This window comes from Streptomyces sp. NBC_01445, from assembly GCF_035918235.1.
GTDB lineage: Bacteria > Actinomycetota > Actinomycetes > Streptomycetales > Streptomycetaceae > Streptomyces.
Genome location: NZ_CP109485.1, coordinates 43752 through 62222, shown reverse-complemented (window position 1 = coordinate 62222; position 18471 = coordinate 43752). Strand labels below are relative to the sequence as shown.

The following is an 18471-nucleotide window of genomic DNA, read 5'->3' as shown; positions in this document are numbered from 1 at the left end:
CAGAGGTGAGGCAGGCATCCGTCCGCGCCCTGTGGTCTGAGGGAGCGAGACCGCAGTGGAGCGCGGCCGGTCGACGGGGCGTGTTCCCCCTCCACCCGAGCAGGTGGAACGGGCGCCCGCACGGGGCACTGTCTGGAGCCGTGCTTGAGGGTGGAACGCAGTGCGCATTACCGCTGCAGCCTGAGCAGTTCCACCCCGTGCAACGGACGCAGTCACGCGCGTTGCGCAGCACAGTCAGCTATGCCCCAAACAGTGACCCACGCTGGAAAATCGCAGCTCACAGCGTTCCACCCCTGTGGAACGGTGCCGGCCGTGGAACACGTTGCCGACCCGGTTCCACCGGGTGCGTACGAGCACACGCCCGCTGCACGGGCTTCGGGGGCGCGCTGCTGCGCACCTACAGCCGAACTCCGAGCTCTCCCCAGGACGCGCTGAGCGGCACGGCTTTCGCCGAAGCGGGCGCCTGTAACGGGGCGGCAGTTCAGACAGCTCCGATGCGATGGGCGTACGCCATGGCGCCGGGTACTGGCCGGGCGCAGCGCACCGGGCAGTTGGGCCCCACGCACCGCGTAGCGGTGTAAAGAGGCACAGTTGTCCGCGTGCAAGCGGCGGGCTGCTGATCGTCGAGTTCGACGCCACCCGCGACGCCCCGCCACTGCTGGAGACCGCGCTGAAGGAGATGGCGCTCAAGACGGTGGTGTACGAGGTGGCCGGACGAGCTGCCCGTTCCGATGCCGGTCCACATCGCCATCCACGCCCTCACGACGCAGTCTTGTCTGCATCGAACGGCGTCACCACTGCGGCGGCGGTGCTCGGTGGCGGGTTGCCCTACAGGTTGCTTTTCAGCTTGCGTTCCGGGTTGCCTTCCAAGTTGCTTTCCAGGTTGCCCAATGGCAGTCCACCCCTGATGCACCGTGGGGGCGTTTTCGCAGGTCGGGGCGTCACGGGGTACTTCGCGTCGATGCCGACACCTCTCTTGTGCGCCAAGAGAGGATGCTCTTCCTTGTCTCGAGGTGGGGCTTGAACGCCGGGCCTGCTCTGCGACGATCACCTTGTGGACGGCGGAACCGTTACCCGGCAGTCGCGCCTGTCAGCTGGCGGAGCATGACGGCGAAGTTCGGGGTGTAGGGAAACGGTTGTGGCCACCGCGTTCGGGAGTGGATGAGCGAGGGAGCTATGCCATGGGTTCGCCGTTGCGGAGGTAGCGGGCGTGCCTGTCCGCGATGGCGTCTAGGGCCGCTGTGAACCTGGGCCGGATGCGGTCGCTGAGCTGGCGGCGGGCGGCGTCCGGTGTGAAGAACGCCGCTTCGGCGAGCTCGTCGTCCTGCGGGGTCAGCCGGTCGGTCTGGTCTTGGGCGAGCGTGCCGCCGTTAAAGATGAACGCGATTTGATCATCCCAAGGCCCGTGTGGGGCGACCCAGTCGACCACCAGCAGCCCGTGCACGGTGATTCTTAGCCCGAGTTCTTCGATCAGCTCCCGGCCCACCGCGTCCTCGGGTGGCTCGTTCGCTTCTGCCATCCCTCCGGGCAGGTCCCACCCTGGCTTGTAGGTCGGGTTCACCAGGAGTACGCGTCCGGCTGTATCTCTCAACAGCACGTCGGCGGCCACGCGCTTGCGGGCCTGCTTGGCGTTTCCCTCTGCGAGGTAGGCGTTCCACGCTTCAGGATCGGCAGGGGTAGGGGTGGTGGGCCTCATGCCGGGATGCCTCCCGATTGCGGAGCGATGAGATCAGCTAGGAGCAGCATTCTCGCTCTGCGTGCTTCGTCGAAGCGAACTAGGTATTCCCGTACCGGTGGATATCTCTTGTGGTGCTCCAGCAGACGACGGAGCTCGTCAAGCTGCTGGACGACCCGAACCGATGCCATGGTCGGGCTCGTGGTCAGCAGCACATGTGCGGTGTGCACGGCTGCGTCCAGCTCTCCGCGGCGTACCTGGATGTCCACCACAGTGATCTGGCTGAGGGCGAGCGATCGCGCCCGCCCGGCCTGGGCGCGCAGCGCGACGGCTTGCTCGGCTTGTGTCAGCGCCTCGTCGAGTCGCTCGAGGTCGCGCAAGATCAGCGCCGACTCGCTTGCGAGAGCGGCAGCGTCGAATGGGCTCAGCCAGGGGTGCGCGGCGTCGGGGGCTCCCTCTAGGTCGCGCCGGGCCGCTTCGAGGGCGCGGGCGGCTGGAGTGTGCTGCGAGGCTGCGGCCAGAGCGCGGGCCTGCATGGTGTGAAGTCGCGCGGTCAGCGCCGGAATCCTGGGGCCCTGCGCGGCGAGGTCGAGGCCGGTGCGAGCCCACTGCACGGCCGCCGCCGGGTCGCCGGACTGAAGGGCAAGGTGGCTGCTGGACGCTGCCACATGGGCGGCGAGCGGAAGATCACCCGAGGTACGCGCCAGTGGCAGGGCGCGGGCGAAGTGGCGGCCGGCACGGGTGTCCTGCCCGGAGTCGTGGGCCATCCACCCGGCCATTTCGGTTAACGCCGCAGCGGCGGCGAAGACTTGGGGCCCGCTGTCGGTGCTGACGAGCCGAAGCGCTACGCGGTCCGACAGGTGTCGCACCACGGCCCCGTAGAGGCGGCCGCCGCCGGTCTGCCGGTCGGCACTGCGGAAGTGGTCCATGGCGGCGAGATCGTCGCCGTCCGGCGGCGGATGGTCGGCGCGCTGGTGCTCCGGTGCGGTCGGCGCGGGCTCCCAGGCACGGCGGGCCAGCCCCAGCAGGTGACCGGGGATGTGGAAAGCGTCGGCGAATTGCTCGAACACCGTCAGCTTCTCCACCCGGCTCTTGCCGTTCATGTAGTCGTACAGCCGCCCTTGGGTGATACCGGCGTCGCCGGCGATCTGGCGAGTGCTGACGCCCCGGTTGTTGAGGAGCCGGAAGACGGTGCCCATGTCACGTTCTGCACAGGCGCGGAGCAGCCGCTCATCACTGAGTAGCCCGGCCATGATCGCGCGCGGGTCTGGTGACCGTTGGTGCATTGGCAACTCCCCCGAGTAGCGGTGAGTCGATGCTATGCCCAAGCGGCGCGGCGTGACTCCGTCTTGGAGTCACCGTGCGGAGTCTTCTTCGGTCTCGTCTGCGCGTTGACTGAATGTCAGCCGCCCAGGGCGGCAGTCCCGCCCGCAGGTTTCTCCCCTGAGACAAGTGGGCCGGGGCCATCCAGATTCCGCGAGTGTGAGGCCGCGATGACCACACCGAACAGCACTACCCAGCAGAGCCCCGCCCCGAGAGTGCTCGTCGATGCGCCGAACATCCACGCGTTGCAGCTCAGCACGGCTCAGCGTGATGGACGCTCGTGCGCCTTGTGCTCGGACTGGGCCTCCGACCGGCACCCGATTCCGCTGCTCCGAGATGAGGCGGAGCTGCACGCCTGTGAGAACTGCGCCGGACTGTACGGCGTGCCGGGGGTGCCCCAGTGAGGACGGAGCCGCTCTTTGGGACCCGGATCGCATTCGTCGAGCACGTCTCCTTCACCCTGAGGCAAGAACTCGCCCCGCATCTACAGGCGAGCGACCCGCCCACTCGGCTAGCCGCTGTGCGCATCTATTGCAAGACCGAGCCGCCGATCAAAAGGCCTGGGTCAGGTACGTCAGGCGACGTTCGCGCCCGCGAGCACGACGGCCTGGCCACGCCGGCCGAGGACTGGGAATGGATTCGAGGCAACGCCTGTGCAGGCTGCGGGAGTTCGAAGAACCTGCAGCCCGGTGGATTCGCTTACGTCAAGTTGCGTGGATTACTCGGCTACGCGGTGCGCGTCTGCCCCAACTGTCCTCAATCTGTTGGGGGCGCGCGGTGATGCCCGCCTTCGGGAGGGCTGAGAGCTGGACGCCGGGCGCCGAACCGGGGGAGTGGCTCAAGCGGGCCTGGCTGTTGGGCCGCTGCGGCACCGTCCGCATCACGGGTGCGGAGGTGTTACGGGTCAGTGGCTCCGTGGCGGTGGCGGCTCTGGCTGTTCTTGAAGCGAGCGGAACGCCGCTGGGGCCGGTCCTGGCCAACCGGGCCCGCTTTACGGCTGAGATCGTCGTCGCAGCGGGCACGGGAGCTACCTGGCCCGCGCTGCCAGGTACAAACTGCGTCGAGGACGCCGTGATGCGGTGCCCTGCACCGGACGTCACGGCCGCCTGCCGCCGCCGCACGGGCGGTCGCACTTGGATCTGCGCCCCCGGCCCCGAGAGGCCGGCCACCACCGACAGCGACGTCTTGTGCGAGGCCATCACCAGCGCACTGGTCAAGCTGGCGTCGCCTTGGTTCGCCCTCGCGCGCCCGGCACGCTCGGGAGGGACGCGCCTCGCATGAAACCGACTCCTTCTCCGTGCTACGACTCCGCCGCGCGAGTACCACGCCGTGACATCAAGCCGGTCAACCTGCCAGGTCTGTCCACTGCCCGCCCTGTGGCTGGCCCTTGTCCTCCTTTCCAGCGCAGGCTGGCCTTACCCGGAGGCTCCCGTTTCAGCGTGGCTCACGCCCGCGCACACACGGTCCATGCTCTGCGGGAGTGGCAGATCGACGACGACATCGTCGAGGCCCTGCGCCTCATCGTCAGTGAGCTCGTCACCAACGCGATGGTCCACACAGCGAGTCGGACCATCGAGATCACTGTGTCCGTCACCGCCACTGAGGCCATCGTGACCGTCACCGACCAGGGACTGTCCGGGACACCCATCGCACGAAGAGCGCGCCCCGAGGAGGAGCACGGACGAGGCCTGGCCCTCGTCGAGGCCCTGGCCACCCGATGGGAGTCCACACCGCTCGCCGACGGGACCCAAGTTGAGGCCGCGGTCGCTCTCCCTGAGCAGACGGCAGGCGCGCTGTGACGCGGCGGCAGGCTCCCCACGCACCTGCCCTCCTCGCGCCGCGGGCGGACCTGACCATGGTCGTGGACCAGACCCCGCCGCAGAAAATCCATGACCGGCAACCTCCCCAAGCGCCGGTGCGCGGTTCCTTCTGGTGCGATGCCGCCGCTCACCTCTCCGATGGCCGCATGCTCTGGCTGGGCGGACAGGCCTGCTGGACAACTGAGCAGGCCCTGGCCTGGATCGGATGGCGAGCCGGACACGTTGCCGACCAGCTCGATGACCAACTGGCCCGACCAGTGCGCGCATGGATCCAAGACCACGCCGAGCACCAACGGGCGCGCGCACAACTCGCTCGCGGGATCACCTACTCGCTCGTCGTCTGCGACGGCAGCGTCCAGTTCGTCCTGGCAGCCACGCCCGGCGCCTTCGACCCCGACGGAGAGAGCCCGCCATGAGGCAGGCCCTGCCGTGCCGTCCTCGCGGCACACCCCATAGATCTCTGCCCGGTGGCCCGGATGACTTCGGCCCCGGCCATCGGGCAGGGCCCAACCCCGGCGCGCGAGAACCCCATTGCCGGGCCGTTCCACAACTGCCTCAACGGATCACGGAGGAACCATGACCAACCTCGGGATGCCTACCGTCCCCCCGCAGACTCGCACGGAACTGACGGGTGGATTCGGGTACGCGTTCAACGGGGCCGCGACGACGGGAAGAGCGCCCAGCCCCTCGGCGTCTGCTTCCGCGTCACTGGGCGTCCCGTGGCGAACTGGGGCGGGGCCTTTGGATCGTTCGGCAGGCCGGCGCCCTGCGCTCACCTGGTTCGTCAACCGCGACGGCGATGGCGACGGCGACGGCAAAACCGTCCGCGCCACCATGCGGCAGGGCAGAGCTGTGATGGCGCGGGTCCTGATGTAGCTCCGCTTCCCCAGCATGCGAACCGACAGCTGATCACCGCCAGGCCGCACCCACCAGCGGCTCAACTCCCATCAGGAGGAACTCTGTGGTCCCCCACGTCGTTATTACCTGGCTCTCCACCGCTCGCGGCGGAGCGGAGAACTCGGTCATCGAGCTCGCCACGCACCTTGCCCGCCTGGTGCCCAACGTAGAGGTCGTGTGGTGGCGCCATGGCGGCCGAGCCGCCGAAAACCCGGGTCCCGTACACGTCCACGAGGTCACCGACTGGAACGGCTACCAGCAGGCCCTCGCCCGCGCGACGTCGCTGCCCGGCGGTCAGCCCGTCGTGGTGATCTCCAACCACCGCACCGCCGCCGCCGACGTGACGATCGCGCCGAACGCGCGCGTCATCCCCGTGGTGCGCCACGTCGTCAGCCAGGACCAGACGCTCCGCGTGATCGACCCGCACACAGGCGAGCTGGTCGAACGCAGCATTGGACAGATGGCCTGGGATGTGCTGTCCGCCGTGCCGGTCTGGGTGGGCATCTCGCAGGCATCCGCCGCCGCCCTGCGCGAGCACGCTCCACGCGCGCGGTTCGTCAGCGCGATCCCTAACGGCGTCACCGTCCCCGTTCGGATTCCGGCCCGCAGCCGGCCGAATACCGGAAAGCTCCTGGTTGCGGCGGTCGCCCGAACCGTTCCCTGGAAGCGCCTGGACGTCCTGGTGCGCGCCGTCGCCGATCCACGCCTGTCCACCGCCGTGATGCTGGACATCTTCGGTGAGCCCGGTTCCCAGCACCAGGAACTCCAAGACCTGGTAGGAGATTTGGGCGCGCCGGTGCGCTTCATGGGGTACGTCGACAACCTGCCACACCGTTTAGCCGGGTACGACGCGCTGGCGACCGCCGCGTTGCAGGAGGGATTCGGGCGGTGTGTCATCGACGCTGCCGGCGCGGGCATCCCGTCCATCGTTCCCGACGCAGGGGCAAGCCCGGAGCTCGTCGTGGACGGCCTGACGGGCATGGTCTACGACCCGCACGACCCGCACGACCTCGTGGCCACGCTCACCGACGCCGTGATGTACCGCAACGAGCTGGCCGCGATGGGAAGTGCCGCCCGAGCCCTCGCCGAAGCCTGGTACACCCCCGGGCGCTGCGCGGCCCAGTTCCTGAACCTGGTCATGGGGCAGCAGCCCCTCCCGGGTTCCCTGGCGGCGGCACGATGAACGAGGACGGCCCCCTGCTCGGCCAGGTGCTGCGCCTGGGGGACGATCCGCACTTGAAGGGCTGGGGTGCGGACGTCCTCGACGGCAAGCCGATCGCGGCGATCGGAGATGTGTCCGGTGCGGTGTACGACCTGGTGTGCGCCAGCCTCGGCGATCAGCCGCGCATCCACCCCAGCGCCTACGTCTCCCCCTTGGCCAACGTGGCCGCGGACGTGGTGATCGGTCCAGAAGCCAGGATTCACGAGTACTCCACGGTGCGGGGCCGCACCGTGATCTCCGGAGGTGTCCACATCGGCTACGGCTGCGAGATCTCCCGCAGCGTCATCGGAGCGGGCACGGTGCTCTCCCACCGGGCGACGATCTCCTGCTCCGTCATCGGACAGCACGCCTACTTCGCGACCGGCCTGGTGACCGCCTCGTGCCTGCTGTCCAACCCCGACATGCTCCATCCAACGCGGACAGTGGAATTCGGCCTGCCGGACGGCGGCCGGATGAGTACCGGCTTGGCGAAGTGGGGCGCCCTCGTCGGTGACCGCGTCCGCGCCGGCGTCCACGTCGTGCTCAGCCCCGGCACCGTCGTGGGCGCCGACTCGATTCTGCACGCCGGGATCACCGTGCCCACGGCCTGGATACCGCCCGGCAGCACCCTGCACCCGCCCACTGGTGGATTCCACCTCACCCCTCGAACCGAAGGAGCCGCCCCGTGAAGCACGAGACCGAGCGCATGCACCTCCTGGCTGCCCTGAAAGACCTCAAGGCGTGGGAGGTGCTCAACCCTGCCGGCGGGGCCGTATCGGTGCGCCTGCCGGACGGCAACATCCTCATGTCCTGCACGCGGCTCGCGTTCGACCGCTGGGACGCCTCGATCCGCGACTTCATCGTGCTGGACCCGGACGGCCGGATTGTCGAGCAGACCGGTGGTCTGGGCGCCTCCGGCACCCCCATGCACCTGGACCTGTACCGGATGCTGCCCCGCGCCGGTGCGATCGTGCACACGCACGCGCCCTACGCCCTCGCCTTCGCCTCCCTGGGCCTGCCGATCCCGTCGGTGACCAACCGGGCCGACGCCTTCGGTGAGATCCCCTGCCTCCAAGCCGACGACAGCGCCGTCAAAGCGGACTTCCTCGCCGACCCGGTACCTCTGGACCTGCCCCAGGGCATGGTGCAACGCCCCGACGTGGCCGCCGTCACCCTGCTGCACTACAGGCCCCAGCTGGAGGAAATCATCGCTCCGCGCGCCGAGGAGATGCAGCGCCACGGGCTCGCCTTCACCCTCTACCGGCACGGAGCATTCACCGTCGGCCGCCAACTGGAGGAGACCACCGACCTCATGCTGCGCCTGGAGGAGAGCGCCCGCACCGCCGTTCTGCAGGCCGCGCTGACCGGGGGCGTCATCTTCCCGAACCGGTTGTACCGCGAGGCCGAACGGCTGTCCCTGACCGATGCAACCACCGTCCCACCGGTATCGTCCTATCGCACGAGGCGGGTTCCGGCGTGATGTTTGCGGCGGGCATTTCGCCATAAGCGCCGAACAGCACTGTGAGGGATACCGTCAGATGAATATCGCCAGCGCGCTGGAGCAGCCCATGGCAGCCGACCGTCACACCTACCGCATCACGGGTGGCGTACCGCTTGAGGGCTCCGTCACGGCATCGGGCGCGAAGAACGCCGTCACGAAGCAGATCGTGGCCGGCCTGCTGACCGACCAGCCGTGCGTGCTGCACGGAGTCCCCCGCATCCTGGAGGTCGACCTCGTCCTCGGCATGCTCGCCGAACTGGGCACCCAAGTGACCTGGCTCGGCGAGCACTCGGTCCGCGTGCACACCCCCGAAGTACGCGAAACGTCGCTGTCCGCTATGTACTCCGGCGTCAACCGCATCCCGATCCTCATGATGGGCCCCTTGCTCCACCGTCGCGGCGAAACGATCGTCCCCCTGCCCGGCGGCTGCACCATCGGCAAACGCCCCATCGACTTCCACCTCGAGGGACTGCGCCAGATGGGCGCCGACATCGCGGAACACCCCACCTCGGTGAAGGTCCACGTCGACAGGCTCACCGGCGCCCACATCGACCTGCCGTTCCCCTCCGTCGGCGCCACCGAGAACCTCCTCCTGGCGGCAGTCCGCGCCTCCGGGACCACCGTGATCTCCAACGCGGCCGTCGAGCCCGAGATCGTGGACCTGATCCTCATGCTCCAGAAAATGGGCGCCCTCATCACGATCAACACCGACCGCACCATCATGGTCGAGGGAGTCCGCGAACTACGCGGCGTCGAACACACCACCATCGCCGACCGCATCGAGATCGCCTCCTTCGCCGCGGCCGCCATCGCAACGGACGGACGCATCGAGGTCCGCGGGGCACGCCAGGAACACCTGGTCACCTACCTCAACACCCTGCGGCACATCGGCGGCGACTTCGCCGAAACCAAGGACGGCCTGGAATTCTGGAGGGCCCGGCCCCTGACCGCCACCGACGTCGAAACCGGCGTCCACCCCGGATTCATGACGGACTGGCAGCAGCCGCTCACCGTCCTGCTCACCCAGGCCACCGGCACCTCCGTCGTCCACGAAACCATCTACGAAGACCGCTTCGGCTACACCGAGCAGTTGAACGCCATGGGCGCCTCGGTGGAGCTCACCACCAGGTGCCTGGGAGCGGTCGCCTGCCGCTTCCACGGGCGGGACTTCCAGCACACCGCCAAGATCAGCGGCCCCCGACGCCTGCACGGCGCCGACCTCGTCATCCCAGACCTGCGGGCCGGCTTCGGCTACGTCCTCGCCGCACTCGTCGCCGACGGCACGAGCACCATCGCCGGAACCCGCTACCTGGAGCGCGGCTACGAACAGCCCGTCGCCAAGCTGGCCGCGGTCGGAGCCCGCATCACCACCCAGCCCATCTAACGCACTCTCACGTCGTCCTCGCGTGGGACCCCGAGCAGCACATCGCGACTGTGGACGGGTCCCTCGCCGGCCGAGATCGAAACAACATCTCCAGGCGCTAGTGTTCCGAGTCAGGAATTCTATTCAGATAGCTGGCGAGGCGTTCGAGGATTTCGTCTGCGGTCTTCGTCCAGACGTAGGGCTTCGGGTCGGTGTTCCAGGTGGCGATCCAGTTGCGGATGTCCTTCTCGAGGGCCTGGACGGATCTGTGGACACCTCGCCGTATCTGTTTGTTGGTCAGTTCGGCGAACCACCGCTCGACGAGGTTGAGCCAGGACGAGCCGGTTGGTGTGAAGTGCAGGTGGAACCGGGGGTGGGCCAGCAACCACTTCTTGATGGCGGGTGTCTTGTGGGTGGCGTAGTTGTCACAGACGAGGTGGACATCCAGGTCACCAGGCACCTCTTTGTCGAGCTTGACGAGGAACTTCTTGAACTCCTCGGCCCGGTGCCTGCGGTGCAGGGAGCCGATCACCTTGCCGGTGGCGACCTCCAGAGCCGCGACCAGTGTGGTGGTGCCGGCGCGGACGTAGTCGTGGGTGGTCCGCTCGGGAACACCGGGCATCATCGGCAGCACCGGCTGGGACCGGTCCAGGGCCTGGATCTGCGACTTCTCATCCACGCAGAACACCAACGCCCGTTCGGGCGGGTCCAGGTAGAGACCGACGACGTCGTGGACCTTGTCGACGAAGTACGGATCGGTTGACAGTTTGAAGGTCTCCGAGCGATGTGGCTGCAGGCCGAACGCCCGCCAGATCCGGGACACCGACGACTGAGACAGGCCCATCTCTTTCGCCATCGATCGCGTCGACCAGTGCGTCGCGTTCTTCGGGGTGGATTCCAGCGTCTTGGTGACGACCGCGGCGACCTGGTCGTCCGTCACCGTCCTGGGGCCACCCGGACGTGGCATGTCACCCAGACCTGCGATTCGATATTGCACGAACCGGGCCCGCCAGCGGCCCACCGCCTGTGGTGTGGACCCGAGTTGAGTAGCCACATCCTTGTTGGAGGTGCCTTCGGCACAAGCCAGGACGATCCGACACCGCAATGCCCACGCCTGCGGCGTGGAACGACGCCGCACCCATCCCTCGAGTGCAGCCCGCTCCTCATCCGACAGAGTCAACTCGGCCTTCGGCCGCCCCATCCGCGCCATAGAACAAGGCTACACATACACACGGAATTCTTGACTCGGAACACTAGAGATCGTCGTCAGTGCGCCGGCGAAGGCGGTGACCCGTACCGGTCGCCAAGGTTCAGCGGGAACCGGCCCTTCGTCCTGGAGACCCAAGCAGACTGCCGGCACTGAGCCCGAACGGGAAGCAAGACATGGGAGTTGACGCGGCGGAGTCCGAGAGAATCGAGCGAATGCAAGCCCGCCTGGCGCGCCGACTCGTGGACCTGCGGACAGCTCAGGGCTGGTCACTGGAGGACCTAGAGAGGCGCACGGGCGTGAGCCGCTCGACGCTGTCGCGGATCGAGCGGGCAGTGACCGACCCAACGACGACGTGCCTGGCAAAGGTGTGCGCCGCCTACGGGCGCACCGTGTCCGGCCTATTGGCTGAAGCAGAAGACGCACCCCTGACACACGGGACAGTCATCGACGCGGGCGAGCGGATACAGCACGACCACGCAGACTGACCACGCCCCCTCCCGGCGATGCGCTATCGTGCCGACCACGGCAGTGAAAGCGCCTGCCAGTCCGGCCCGAACAGCACCCACGCGCTCGGGACATGGACAAGGTTCTGAGAATCGCGCAGCTCCTTGCCTGATCGTGATGACCCTGCTGCAGCATGGGCGTGGGCATGCCGTGGAAGGACCGTCATGACCAAGGACAAGCAGCGCAAAGACGCGATCCGTGCCGAAATGAAGCGCACCGGCCGCAGCTACACGCAGGCCGCCCGCGAGATTGAGGGTTATGTCTTCAGGGGTATCACGTGCCACTGACAGTCAAACTCCGTGCCTGGCAGCTGATGTTGGGTAAAGTTTCTTGGCGCGCACCCAACGGGGACCGCCCAACGGACTGGACACCTCGTTGGCCCACTCCTGGTGTGTCCGGCGGACAGTGGCAGCGCGTCGCGGTCGCGCGAACCTTCCATCGGAAGGCTCCCGTGCTCGTGATGGACGAGCCGACCGCTGCCCTCACCGAGCACCGGATCTACCAGCAGCTGAAGGCCCTCGCCGTCGGACGCGCGACCGTGTCTATCGCCCACTGTCTGGCCAACACCCGCCTCACCGACCGGATCATCGTCGTCAGCCAGGGGCGCGTTTGCGAGACGGGCACGTATGAGGAACTCGTCCGCCGGGCTGGCAACTTCGACCACTTGCTCAAGCTGCAGGAGGAGGGGAAGTGAATCTGGCACTGGCCTGAGCAGGCACGGGTGGATGAGACTTGGCTCGGCCCGGCGGGAAGGAGGTAGATTCCGTGACGAAGCTCCGCCGGGCTGGCGACCTGCCGCTGTCGGATCACCTTGGAGTCGGCAAGGTCAGCAGCCAGGAACACGTTGTGCCACGCGGGGCTATCGGTCCCGTGCACGGGCATGACCTCGTTGAGAGCCGTGGGGGCAGGTATGGGCCAGTGGATCGAGTCCGAGGGGTGGCCGGCGCGCAGCCTGCTGGGGACGCTGCCGGAGCCGGAACGGACAGAGCTGCTGAACTTGGGCACCCGGACGCGCATCGAGGCCGGGGGCGTGCTGCTCCGGGAGGGGATGCGGGATCGGCACGCGCTGCTGCTGCTGTCCGGCCTCACCAAGGTCACGGCGACGGTGGAGAACGGCGAGAGTTCCCTGCTTGCGGTCCGGGCCGCCGGGGACACAGTGGGCGAAATGGCCGCCCTGGCCGGCACGCCCCGCTCCGCGACCGTCATCGCCTGCGGCCCCCTGACGGCCCAGGTGCTGCCGAGTGGCGCACTGCGCGGACTGCTATTGCGCCGCCCGCAGATCTCCATTGCCCTGACCGGCCTCGTCGCCGACCGGCTGCGCTGGGCGAACCGGCGTCGGCTCGACTTCCATGGCTACCCGACGAAAGTGCGGCTGGCCCGGCTGCTGGTGGAGCTGGCGGCCGCGTACGGCTCGCCCGGACACGGCGGCGTGGTGATCGGCTGCCGGCTGACGCAGCCGGAGCTGGCCACCCTGGTCGGCGCCGCCGAGACGACCATCCACAAGGTGCTGCGCGACCTGCGCGAGGAGGGCTTGGTGGAGACGGGTTACCGGGCCACCACCATCCGGAATGTGCCCCAGCTCAGGCTGCTCGCCGACCTGGCGCCTGGGCAGCCGTAGCCGGCACGGCCGTCAGACCAAGGGCGGCAGCAACGTCGCGCCGAGGCCCGCGGCCACGCCAACGACAGCGGTGCAGGCCACCCCGGCCCGCAGCCAGCGGTGCTTGCGCACGGCAACCCGGGCGAGGAACCGCACCGTACGCGACAACTCCCCGCTTGCCGATGCTTCGTGGGCATCCGCGGCATCCGCCGGCTGCTCGTCGGAAGCGGCGGCCAGCTGGAGGAAGCTGTAGCGGTTGCCCCCCGGGTCCCGCAGCAGGCGCGGGGTCAACGCCGCGGCCAGGCTCACCGCGCCGCCAGCCAATCCGCAGACGAACGCGGCGAGCAGCCCTCCGGCGAGCAGCCCGGCCGCCCCACCGCGCTCCCACAGGAGCACCGCGGGGCGGCTCCACCCGCCCGCCGTGCTGGCCAGCGCGGCCAGCGCCGCCGCCAGCACGCCGGCTTTGGTGTCCGCCTGCTGGTGGGTCGCGTGCAGCACGGTGAACATGTCCCGCTCGGGGCTACGGTCGGCTGCCGGCCCGACAGGTGTCATGGCGTCTCCTCGGTCCGCGACGGTGCGTCCCGTCCAGTAGCGGCCGGCGACCGGGACGGCACCAGTCCCTTCTACGGCTTTCCGGGATCCCCTACTTCTACAGGGTGTGTGCCGGGACGAGGGCGTACGACTGTGGCAGCGGCGGCCGCACGGGCTGCGTGTACGACGCAGCCCTCTGGGGCAAGTCCATTGCTACGCAGGAGAGTTGAGAGGTGTTATGACGGCACATCGTGCGCACTCACCAGATCACCGGGCCGCGTTCGCGCGTCGCCTGCTGCTCGCGGTCGACGCGAAAGGGTACGGCGCGGCCGATGCGGTGACCCAGCGTCAACTCCAGGAGGGCATCACGCGCCTGGTAGCGGAGGCGGCCGACACCGCCGGGCTGGAGCGCGCACGATGGGCGACCCAGGAGGGCGGGGACTCCGTGTTCGCCGTGCTGCCCAAGGGGGCCTCCGAACCGGCCCTGGTCGACACCTTCATGCGCGCCCTGAACGCGGGGCTGCGCGCCTTCAATCGTGACCGGGTGCGGGAGAGCCGGCTCCGGCTCCGCGCCGCCGTCCACTTCGGCCCGGCCTCCCCTGCCGCCAACGGGTTCGTCGGCCGGGCCCCGGTGGAGACGGGCCGCATCCTGGACTGCGCCGCCCTGCGCACCGCCCTGGTCCAGGCGCCGGACGCGGATCTGGCCGTCGCGGTCTCGGCGGTCGTCTTCCGGGACGTCGTACAGGACGCGCATACGACCATCGCCCCGGAGGCGTTGCGGCGTGTATGGGTCGAGGAGAAGGAGTACCGAGGGGATGCCTGGATCTGGCTGCCGGACGCCGATGCCCGGCAGTTGGACCTCGAACCGGACCGGCCACGCAAGCGGGCAGAGACGGCTGACACCGCCGGGGAGACGGCCGTGGTCCGGGGTGACATCAGCGTCGACGAGGTGGCGGGAGAGGCGGTCTCGGTGCGTACGGACCGCGCCGTGGGCAGCCTCGAGGGCACCGCCAGGGTCGGCCGGGTGGCCCCCAGCGGCACGGTGATCGGGGTGGACATCCGTACCGCCGGAGGCGAGAAGTGACCACCGACCACGGCCGGGCCGGCCAGGCATTCGAGGACGTGGTCCGGGACCGGACGGGGACGGACTACGTCGAGCGCACGTGGCTGGCCGAGGAGATCGAGCGGGCCCTGGCGTCGGAGCGCGGCCAGTACGTGCTGGTGACCGGCGAGCCCGGCGCGGGCAAGACCAGCCTGCTCGCCGGAATAGCGCGATCCCGCCCCGACCGGCTGCGCTATTTCTTCCGGCGGGACAGCCGCACCGCGCTCACCGGCGGGGACATCCAGGCATTCCTGCTGTCCATCGGGCACCAACTCGCCCGGGTGTACCCGGAGATCTTCGCGCTGGATCGGCTCTCGGTGGTGATCGAGCAGCACATCGAGTCCGTCAAGGTCGAGGGGCGCGTCGTCGGCATCAAGATCGACGACTTGCAGGTGTCGCCGTTCCAGCTCACCGCGACGCTGGAAGTGCAGCAGCGGATCGGCGATGTGGGCGGGTCCGTCAGCGGCATCGAGATCGGGACGGCGCAGTTGGAGCCCCGCCTCCTCGATCCGGACAATCTCGCCCACCTCGCGCTGATCGGTCCCGCGCAGGTGCTGGCCGAGCAGGCCCCCGAGGCCAGGATCGTCATCCTGCTCGACGCCCTGGACGAGATCGCCGACGAAGACCTGGCGGCACCCAGGGACGGACTGCTGCGCTGGCTGGCCCGCTCTCCCGAACTGCCGGAGAATATCCGGATCGTCTTGATGTCCCGGCCGCATTCGGGACTGCGGCTGCTCAGGTCGGCCCGGGAGGAGCGCCTCACCGAGGTGGTCATCGACCCCGGATCCGCTCAGGTGGGGGACGATCTGCGCCAGTACGCGGACCGCGTCCTGGAGAACCCCGCAGTCGTCGCCATGGAACGGGCCCGGGGCCGGCTCGTGGGCCACACCAAGCATCACGCCGTCCGCAGGGCGGCCGGGAACTTCCTCTATCTGGCAACGTACGCCCGCGCGCTGAACGCGGCCGCCGCGGAAGGGAGCGACGAGCTGGCCGACCGTCTGCTCACCTTCAGCGACATACCCGGGAACCTGGTCGGCCTGTACGGCTTCTTCCTGGAACTCGTCCGCGAGGACATCGCCTCGTGGCCAGGCAGCAGGGCCGGGGCGCCGGACGACTGGGACACGGTGGCGCTGCCGCTCATCGGCGTGCTCACCGTGGCGAGGGAAACCTTGACGGAGGAGCAGCTCGCGGCCCTGTCCGGGACGCCTCTCCGCGAGGCGCTCGTACGGCAGGTGCTGGGCAGCCTGCGCTGGCTGCTGGACCGGCGCGAGCACCGCATCGGCTTCTTCCACACCTCGATCGGTGAATTCCTCACCGCACCCGAGACCCGCGAGAAGCACCCGGAGTGCTGGGTCGACGCCGCCGCCTGGCACCGGCGAATCACACAGCACTACCGGGATTCCGCGCCCACCTGGGCGGACGTGGACTGGCCGGCGATGGACCGCTACGGCCTGGCCCACCTCGTGGCGCACCTCCTGAAGTCCGGGCCACCGCTGTCCGACGACGCCGCCCAAGTGGTCTGCCCCGGACTGCGACGGGCCGCCAGGATCGAGTTCGGGTCCGACGGCCGCTTCCAGGACATGGTCGACCGCATCGCCCATCAGCTGGCGGACCGCGGCTCCGTGGCCGGGTTATCCACGCTGACCTACCTGGGCGTCGTCCGCCGGCGGGCCACGCGGTCCAGTGACGCGCTGCCGCCCCGGGTGATCGGGCTGCTGGCCCGTACCGGCCGGCTCAGGGAGGCCCTGGAGCGGGTCGCGGCGATCACGCCGTCGCAGCAGCGGATCACGGCCGTGGAGGAGATCCTGCGGTACGCACGGCCCGGCCCCGGCGAGCCGTCCACCGCGGAACTGCTGCATCTTCTGGTCGAATGCGCGCTGACCATGCCGAGAAGCGGCACCGACCGGGACATCGAGTACGACGCGCACAGCGCGACGCTGCGGGCCGCGAAGCTTCTGGCGCCGCACGACCTCGAGCGGGCGCTGCGCCTGTGGCAGTACGCGCAGGACACCGTGCGGCAGCAGTTCCGCACCGATACGGAGCCGGATGAGGTGTTCCGCGCGGCCGCGGCCGCGACACCGGACGTGGCCGCGGCCCGTGCCCTCGTTGACCGGATCAGCGGCGAGCACTGGGCGGACCACCTGGACCTCGCGGAGCGGGCTGGCGCCGGCGCAGCGGCGCCGGAGCTGCTGCGCGACGCCGAGCGCGGGCTGCGGGACGCCCGGCCGCCGGTGCGGCTGACGGCGCTGGCGCGGCTGGCTGCCGCATGGAGCGAACACCGGCCGGAGGCCGCGCGGCGGCTGCTCGCCGAGGTCCGCGCGGAGGTCTTCGCGGCGGGTGAGCACAAGGAGCTTCCCGGGCAACTGCCCGCGGCGGCCCGCGTGCTGGCGGACGTGGACCGCACCACGGCGCGGTGCCTGCTGGCGCGCCTCGACACCGGGTTCGAGCAGGGGGACGCCCTCCCCCTCCTCGACGCCGCCCGCCTCTGGACCCGTTGGGGGGAGCCGGAGCGCGCCCGCGACTGCGTCGACCGGTATCTGGCGGGGATGCCCCACCAGCAATGGGCGGACTTCGACGCCAAGGAGGCCCTCGGCCGAGTGGATCCGGACGAGGTGATGAACACCGCGGGTCTCATCCACACCCGGGTCGTCGAGCGGGGCAGGCCCGTGGACGCGATCCACAGCCTCCGCTGGGACGCCGAACTGACCGAGGCCGTCCGCCGCATGGCGGCCCACGACCTCGGGCGGGCGGCGCAGATGGCCTGGAGCGTGCGGGAGACGGCGTGGATCGTCACGGACTGGTCGTGGCGGGACAAGGCCATAGCCGCCACCGAGGACCCGAAGCGCGAGATCTTCGGGCTCGACCGGCTCTCGGTGCTCGCCGGGATCGGCCATATCCATGCCGAGCGGGGGAGATGGCCAAGGCGGTCGCGCTCCTCGATGCCGTGCTCAGGGAGGCGGAGAACCCGGACGCGCTCGGCGGGGGCAGGGTCGGCTACGCCACGTACGCACGGGTGCCGGCCGGGGCATCCGCGACCGCAGCCGATGCCCCCGGGGCCGCCTCGCAGGCGCTGAACCTGGGGGGAGCCCAGCTCCGGTTCAACCTGAGCGAGTACTGGGCCGGGCGCGTCCGCAAGCGCTTCTTCCGCACGCCCGCGGACATCGTGCGCGCCGTCGACGTCGAATCGACCAGCCACCTGGACCGCGTGGTACGGCGCTTCGCGGAGTGCGTCGCCCCACAGGACCTCGCCCGCGCGGGCACGCTCGTCGGGGCCCTCGACGATCCCGGGGAACGAGCGATCGGGTACGGGATCCTCCACCGGATCGCCCACGGCCCCGACCGCGTGTCGCACCACGGCCCCGAGGCGGACGCGTTCTCCCAGGACATCGACCGGGCCCTCGGCGAGCTGCCGCGCTACCGGTGGACCGTCAACGGTGCCGGCGACGAGGAGTGGGGGGCGTGGGTGTACACGCGCCCCGACCACCGGGTCCGTTTCGAGCTGGCGGTGCGCGCGCTGGGCTGCCGGGAGAAGGACATGACGGCGATAGCGGGGCTGCCCTATCTGGCCCTCGCTCATCAGCACACCCTGGCGGCGTGGGTGTCCTCCCTCCACGCCACCCTGCTGATCGACGGGCAGCCCGCCATCGACCGGTGCGAGGAGAAGCACCGTCGGAACCTCACGCCGGTCGGCGCCAGGCGACGCCTCGACCCGGCGGACAGAGAGAAGTTCATCCGCGCCTTCCAGCC

At 69.5% G+C, this 18471-nt stretch carries 17 protein-coding genes and 1 pseudogene; 14 read left to right on the top strand and 4 right to left on the bottom strand.

All coding sequences use genetic code 11. The features are described from left to right. Positions 1–1174: 1174 nt before the first annotated feature. Both OG574_RS00265 and OG574_RS00260 read right to left on the bottom strand, forming a co-directional pair. Positions 1175–1696 (bottom strand): NUDIX hydrolase, encoded by a 522-nt coding sequence (locus OG574_RS00265; RefSeq protein ID WP_326771273.1) that lies wholly within the window; start codon positions 1694–1696, stop codon positions 1175–1177. Continuing rightward, positions 1693–2874, bottom strand: coding sequence for a helix-turn-helix domain-containing protein (locus OG574_RS00260; protein ID WP_326771272.1), 1182 nt, complete (start codon positions 2872–2874; stop codon positions 1693–1695). Before OG574_RS00260 ends, OG574_RS00265 begins: the two co-directional genes overlap by 4 nt. A gap of 904 nt (positions 2875–3778) precedes the next feature. Between OG574_RS00260 and OG574_RS00255 the strand changes: the two genes are divergently transcribed. From OG574_RS00255 to murA, 7 genes are all read left to right on the top strand, one after another. Beyond that, entirely contained in the window at positions 3779–4279 is a 501-nt protein-coding gene (locus OG574_RS00255) for a hypothetical protein (protein ID WP_326771271.1), read from the top strand. Between the two features lie 158 nt (positions 4280–4437). Next, positions 4438–4797, top strand: a complete 360-nt coding sequence (locus OG574_RS00250; protein ID WP_326771270.1) for an ATP-binding protein — start codon at positions 4438–4440, stop codon at positions 4795–4797. Positions 4798–4853: 56 nt separating this feature from the next. Beyond that, positions 4854–5234, top strand: a complete 381-nt coding sequence (locus OG574_RS00245) for a hypothetical protein (RefSeq protein ID WP_326771269.1) — start codon at positions 4854–4856, stop codon at positions 5232–5234. A 545-nt stretch (positions 5235–5779) separates the two neighbouring features. After that, the gene (locus OG574_RS00240; RefSeq protein ID WP_326771268.1) at positions 5780–6898 is read left to right on the top strand and encodes a glycosyltransferase family 4 protein; all 1119 of its coding nucleotides are present in this window, start codon (positions 5780–5782) and stop codon (positions 6896–6898) included. Continuing rightward, positions 6895–7605 (top strand): hypothetical protein, encoded by a 711-nt coding sequence (locus tag OG574_RS00235; RefSeq protein ID WP_326771267.1) that lies wholly within the window; start codon positions 6895–6897, stop codon positions 7603–7605. The genes OG574_RS00240 and OG574_RS00235 overlap by 4 nt, the downstream gene beginning before the upstream one ends. Beyond that, positions 7602–8396 carry a class II aldolase/adducin family protein gene (locus tag OG574_RS00230; protein ID WP_326771266.1) on the top strand — a complete coding sequence of 265 codons (795 nt, stop codon included), beginning with the start codon at positions 7602–7604 and terminating at the stop codon, positions 8394–8396. The genes OG574_RS00235 and OG574_RS00230 overlap by 4 nt, the downstream gene beginning before the upstream one ends. A 58-nt stretch (positions 8397–8454) precedes the next feature. Continuing rightward, positions 8455–9801 (top strand): UDP-N-acetylglucosamine 1-carboxyvinyltransferase, encoded by a 1347-nt coding sequence (murA, locus tag OG574_RS00225; protein ID WP_326771265.1) that lies wholly within the window; start codon positions 8455–8457, stop codon positions 9799–9801. 97 nt (positions 9802–9898) lie between these two features. On the opposite strand, the gene OG574_RS00220 is transcribed toward murA, so the two are convergent. Beyond that, the gene (locus OG574_RS00220; protein ID WP_326778316.1) at positions 9899–10981 is read right to left on the bottom strand and encodes an IS630 family transposase; all 1083 of its coding nucleotides are present in this window, start codon (positions 10979–10981) and stop codon (positions 9899–9901) included. 182 nt (positions 10982–11163) lie between these two features. Here OG574_RS00220 and OG574_RS00215 point away from each other — a divergent pair, with 182 nt between their 5' ends. The 5 genes and pseudogenes from OG574_RS00215 (at position 11164) to OG574_RS00195 (ending at position 13112) form a co-directional block, all read left to right on the top strand. Next, positions 11164–11475, top strand: a complete 312-nt coding sequence (locus tag OG574_RS00215; protein ID WP_326771264.1) for a helix-turn-helix domain-containing protein — start codon at positions 11164–11166, stop codon at positions 11473–11475. A 183-nt stretch (positions 11476–11658) separates the two neighbouring features. After that, positions 11659–11781 carry a hypothetical protein gene (locus tag OG574_RS00210; protein ID WP_326771263.1) on the top strand — a complete coding sequence of 41 codons (123 nt, stop codon included), beginning with the start codon at positions 11659–11661 and terminating at the stop codon, positions 11779–11781. 26 nt (positions 11782–11807) lie between these two features. Further along, positions 11808–11930, top strand: a pseudogene (locus tag OG574_RS00205) (hypothetical protein); the annotation flags it as partial. A gap of 24 nt (positions 11931–11954) precedes the next feature. Continuing rightward, positions 11955–12188, top strand: coding sequence for a hypothetical protein (locus tag OG574_RS00200; RefSeq protein ID WP_326778844.1), 234 nt, complete (start codon positions 11955–11957; stop codon positions 12186–12188). Positions 12189–12374: 186 nt separating this feature from the next. Then, complete coding sequence (locus OG574_RS00195) at positions 12375–13112, top strand: Crp/Fnr family transcriptional regulator (protein WP_326771262.1); 738 nt, start codon at positions 12375–12377, stop codon at positions 13110–13112. A gap of 12 nt (positions 13113–13124) precedes the next feature. Here the strand turns inward: OG574_RS00195 and OG574_RS00190 are convergent, their stop codons facing one another. Continuing rightward, positions 13125–13643: a Pycsar system effector family protein gene (locus tag OG574_RS00190; RefSeq protein ID WP_326771261.1), complete on the bottom strand. Its 519-nt coding sequence runs from the start codon at positions 13641–13643 to the stop codon at positions 13125–13127. 217 nt (positions 13644–13860) lie between these two features. Here OG574_RS00190 and OG574_RS00185 point away from each other — a divergent pair, with 217 nt between their 5' ends. Both OG574_RS00185 and OG574_RS00180 read left to right on the top strand, forming a co-directional pair. Next, on the top strand, positions 13861–14706 hold the full coding sequence (locus OG574_RS00185; protein ID WP_326771260.1) for a hypothetical protein: 846 nt from the start codon (positions 13861–13863) through the stop codon (positions 14704–14706). Then, entirely contained in the window at positions 14703–17798 is a 3096-nt protein-coding gene (locus tag OG574_RS00180; protein WP_326771259.1) for a hypothetical protein, read from the top strand. The genes OG574_RS00185 and OG574_RS00180 overlap by 4 nt, the downstream gene beginning before the upstream one ends. Positions 17799–18471 lie beyond the last annotated feature (673 nt).

Coding starts and splice junctions, on each gene's coding strand:
- OG574_RS00265 (WP_326771273.1), bottom strand. CDS start 1,696: ATGAGGCCCACCACCCCTACCCCTGCCGATCCTGAAGCGTGGAACGCC.
- OG574_RS00260 (WP_326771272.1), bottom strand. CDS start 2,874: ATGGGCACCGTCTTCCGGCTCCTCAACAACCGGGGCGTCAGCACTCGC.
- OG574_RS00255 (WP_326771271.1), top strand. CDS start 3,779: ATGCCCGCCTTCGGGAGGGCTGAGAGCTGGACGCCGGGCGCCGAACCG.
- OG574_RS00245 (WP_326771269.1), top strand. CDS start 4,854: ATGGTCGTGGACCAGACCCCGCCGCAGAAAATCCATGACCGGCAACCT.
- OG574_RS00235 (WP_326771267.1), top strand. CDS start 6,895: ATGAACGAGGACGGCCCCCTGCTCGGCCAGGTGCTGCGCCTGGGGGAC.
- murA (WP_326771265.1), top strand. CDS start 8,455: ATGAATATCGCCAGCGCGCTGGAGCAGCCCATGGCAGCCGACCGTCAC.
- OG574_RS00220 (WP_326778316.1), bottom strand. CDS start 10,981: ATGGGGCGGCCGAAGGCCGAGTTGACTCTGTCGGATGAGGAGCGGGCT.
- OG574_RS00215 (WP_326771264.1), top strand. CDS start 11,164: ATGGGAGTTGACGCGGCGGAGTCCGAGAGAATCGAGCGAATGCAAGCC.
- OG574_RS00210 (WP_326771263.1), top strand. CDS start 11,659: ATGACCAAGGACAAGCAGCGCAAAGACGCGATCCGTGCCGAAATGAAG.
- OG574_RS00200 (WP_326778844.1), top strand. CDS start 11,955: ATGGACGAGCCGACCGCTGCCCTCACCGAGCACCGGATCTACCAGCAG.
- OG574_RS00195 (WP_326771262.1), top strand. CDS start 12,375: ATGACCTCGTTGAGAGCCGTGGGGGCAGGTATGGGCCAGTGGATCGAG.
- OG574_RS00190 (WP_326771261.1), bottom strand. CDS start 13,643: ATGACACCTGTCGGGCCGGCAGCCGACCGTAGCCCCGAGCGGGACATG.
- OG574_RS00185 (WP_326771260.1), top strand. CDS start 13,861: ATGACGGCACATCGTGCGCACTCACCAGATCACCGGGCCGCGTTCGCG.